Annotated in this window: 3 protein-coding genes; 1 reads left to right on the forward strand and 2 read right to left on the reverse strand. The window is 62.5% G+C overall.

Going from position 1 to position 2960, the window contains the following annotated elements; all coding sequences use genetic code 11:
• On the forward strand, positions 1-515 hold a 515-nt coding region (locus AC1DWI_RS18365; protein WP_477725392.1), incomplete at its 5' end, for an ABC transporter substrate-binding protein.
• Positions 516-660: 145 nt separating this feature from the next.
• Here the strand turns inward: AC1DWI_RS18365 and AC1DWI_RS18370 are convergent.
• Both AC1DWI_RS18370 and nth read right to left on the reverse strand, forming a co-directional pair.
• On the reverse strand, positions 661-1788 hold the full coding sequence (locus tag AC1DWI_RS18370) for an ABC transporter substrate-binding protein (protein ID WP_477725393.1): 1128 nt from the start codon (positions 1786-1788) through the stop codon (positions 661-663).
• A 353-nt stretch (positions 1789-2141) separates the two neighbouring features.
• Entirely contained in the window at positions 2142-2783 is a 642-nt protein-coding gene (gene nth / locus AC1DWI_RS18375) for an endonuclease III (RefSeq protein WP_477670976.1), read from the reverse strand.
• Positions 2784-2960 lie beyond the last annotated feature (177 nt).

A 2960-nucleotide genomic window follows, 5' to 3' on the forward strand; every position in this document is an offset into this window, starting at 1 on the left:
GCACGGTAGACGTGGCCAAGGCCGCCGAGGTGATTGCCGCGGCGCAGCCGCAGGCCGTGATCCTGATCGGGCAGGCCAAGCCCAATGCGGCGTTCATCCAGGCTTTTCGCGCCAAGGGCGTGACCGCCCAGTTCATGGTGCTCAGTGTGTCGTCCGGCCTGCATGCCGAACTCAAGGATGCGGCAGCCGGCGTGATTGCCTCGCAGGTCGTGCCTTACCCGTTTACCGAACTGGGCAATGCCGTCGTGCGTGAATACCAGACCATCATCTCGGCCAACGGCGACAAGAAGTTCAGCTACAACAGCATGGAAGGTTTCCTGAACGCCAAGCTGGTGGTGCGCGCGCTGCAAAAAACGCCGGCGCCGGTTACGCGCGCCAAACTCATCAGCACGCTGGAAACATTTACCAATGAAGACCTGGGCGGCTTTGCGTTGACTTACAGCAAGCAAAGCAATCTGGGTTCGCGCTTCGTGAATCTGACGATGATTCGCGCCGACGGCACCTTCGCCCGCTAAGCGCTTCTTTACGCCGCCGGCGGCGGCGCTTGCGTTTGACCCCGCGCTATTAAATCAGTAGCTGCTGGCGCTTAAGCGGCAAAGGCTGAGAGGCCATTTTCTTGCAGCATTTTCGAGGCTGCAGAGGCCACAGCAGCGGCGCGCCTCAATTGCGCAGCTTGCCGTCGCGCGTCACCATGCCCAGCTCCACGTACTTGCTGCCGTGGTTCTGGCCTGGTGAATAGGACACGACGAAGCCGCCGGTGTCATAACTGCCCATCGCGCTCATCGCAGCCAGCAGGGCTTTGGCATCGCCTGGCTTTTTGYTGCGGCGCATGGCTTCGGTCAGCACCTTTGCGCCAATACAAGCTTCCAGATGGGCGCTGTTCATGGCCTGCTTGACGCCGGCGTCCTGCAGCGCCTTGGCGCATTCCTTGACCACCGGCAACGGGGATGCGGCATTGGGCACGACCTGAGAGATGGACACTCCGGCGCCGGCTTCGCCAGCTGCGTCGATGTATTGCTGCGCGCCCACAAAAGACAGGCTGGACATCGGAATGAATTTGCCCTGTGCTACCACCTGCTTGCTGATGTCAGCCGCGGCGCCGGACAGCACGGTGTTGATGAGGACGTCGGGCTTGAGCGCGAGCAGCTGCGCGACCTGGGCCTCACTCACCTTGGCATTGCGCTGCAGGGAGAAAGCCTCGGGTTTCTTGCCCTGTTTGGCCAGATAGGCAACCACCACGGCCAGATTCTGCTTGCCGACCTCGTCGTCGTAATGCACCACCACCACCTGCTTGAGGCCCAGGCCCGTCCAGAAGGACAGCATTTTTTCAAGCTCGTCGCCGTAGGATGCGCGCAGCGTGTACACCACCGGGCTGGGCTTGCGCACCGGGTTGGCACCGGAAAACGGTGCAAAAAACAGCACACCGGCTTTTTCCGCCTGGGGCATGGCGTCCAGGCTCAGCGTGGCCGACGCATAACCAAACAGGGCCACCGCGTCATTTTCGGCCAGCAGTTTCGTGGTGTTGGCGCCGGCCAGCTTGCGGTCGTTTTTATCGTCGAGCGTCACCAGCTGGATTGGCAGGCCGGCCACCCCGCCTTTGGCGTTGACTGACTTGAAGTAGGCCTGAGCGCCGTCCTGAATGTCGCGTCCGAAACTGGCGTTGCTGCCACTCAGGGGGGCGGACTGGCCGATGACCCAGGCTTTTTGCGCGTGGCTGGCACCCGCAAAAAATACGAGATACAGGCTCAGGGCGCGAAGAACGGTACGTGAAGCCGAAATGTTAAACATGACTCATCCATCAAAAAAATCTGGCTGAGCCAGCGGGAGCTTTCAATGATAGGTTGCCCGAAGAGGAAAAATCCCCCAAGTTCGCACGCTTCGCGAGATGGATACCCACCATGCGCGACGGGGCGGCACTGCGGCGTTGACCGTGCGCAACACAGGGCAACTTCCCGTAAGCTGCAAGTACTACACCCCTGTTCGGACGGGGCTTCTTTTTCAACCCGGGCCGACACGCTGCATGGTGACGCGCGACGGCAAGCTGCGCAATTGAGGCGCGCCGCTACTGTAGCCTCTGCAGGCTCGCCAGCAGCTACTGATTTCATAGCGTGGGGTCAAACGCAAGCGCGGCTGCCTGTGGCCTACGCAGGCACCGGCGTCTTTGGCTTGAAGTCGCACCACGGCGCCACCGCGCACTGCCAGCACTGGGGCTTGCGCGCAATGCACACATAGCGCCCGTGCAATATCAGCCAGTGGTGCGCGTCCACCAGGTATTCGGCGGGCACGCGCTTGAGCAGGCCCAGCTCGACTTCCAGCGGGTTCTTGCCGGGCGCCAGGCCCGTGCGGTTGCTCACGCGAAAGATGTGCGTGTCCACCGCCATCGTCGCCTCGCCAAATGCCGAGTTCAGCACCACGTTGGCTGTCTTGCGGCCTACGCCGGGCAGGGCCTGCAGTGCCTCGCGGCTGCGCGGCACTTTGCCGCCATGCTGCTCCACCAGAATCTGGCACGCCGCCAGCAGGTTTTTGGCCTTGGTGCGGTACAGCCCGATGGTGCGGATGTAAGACTCCAGGCGCTCCAGCCCTAGGTCGATGATGGCCTGCGGCGTGTTGGCCACCGGAAAAAGCTTGCGCGTCGCCTTGTTCACGCCCACGTCGGTGGCCTGCGCACTCAGCAGCACGGCGGCCAGCAGCTCAAATACGCTGGTGTATTCCAGCTCGGTCACCGGCATTGGGTTGGCCGCCTTCAGCGTGGCAAAGAATGGGGCGATGTCTTCTTTTTTCATGCCTCGCAGTGTATCGGCGTGCGCAGGCCGGCGCGCGAAGACCCGTCGGCGTAGCTAGATGCCGACAAACAAAAACGGGGACGCAGGGAAGCGGGGAAGCAGGGAAATGGGGCAGGGCGCTCAGGCCGCCATGCGCGGCACGTCCCATACCGAGCTGGACGGCGCACCGGCCCGATC

This window comes from Polaromonas sp. P3_C2 (genome assembly GCF_056402675.1).

Coding starts and splice junctions, on each gene's coding strand:
- nth (WP_477670976.1), bottom strand. CDS start 2,783: ATGAAAAAAGAAGACATCGCCCCATTCTTTGCCACGCTGAAGGCGGCC.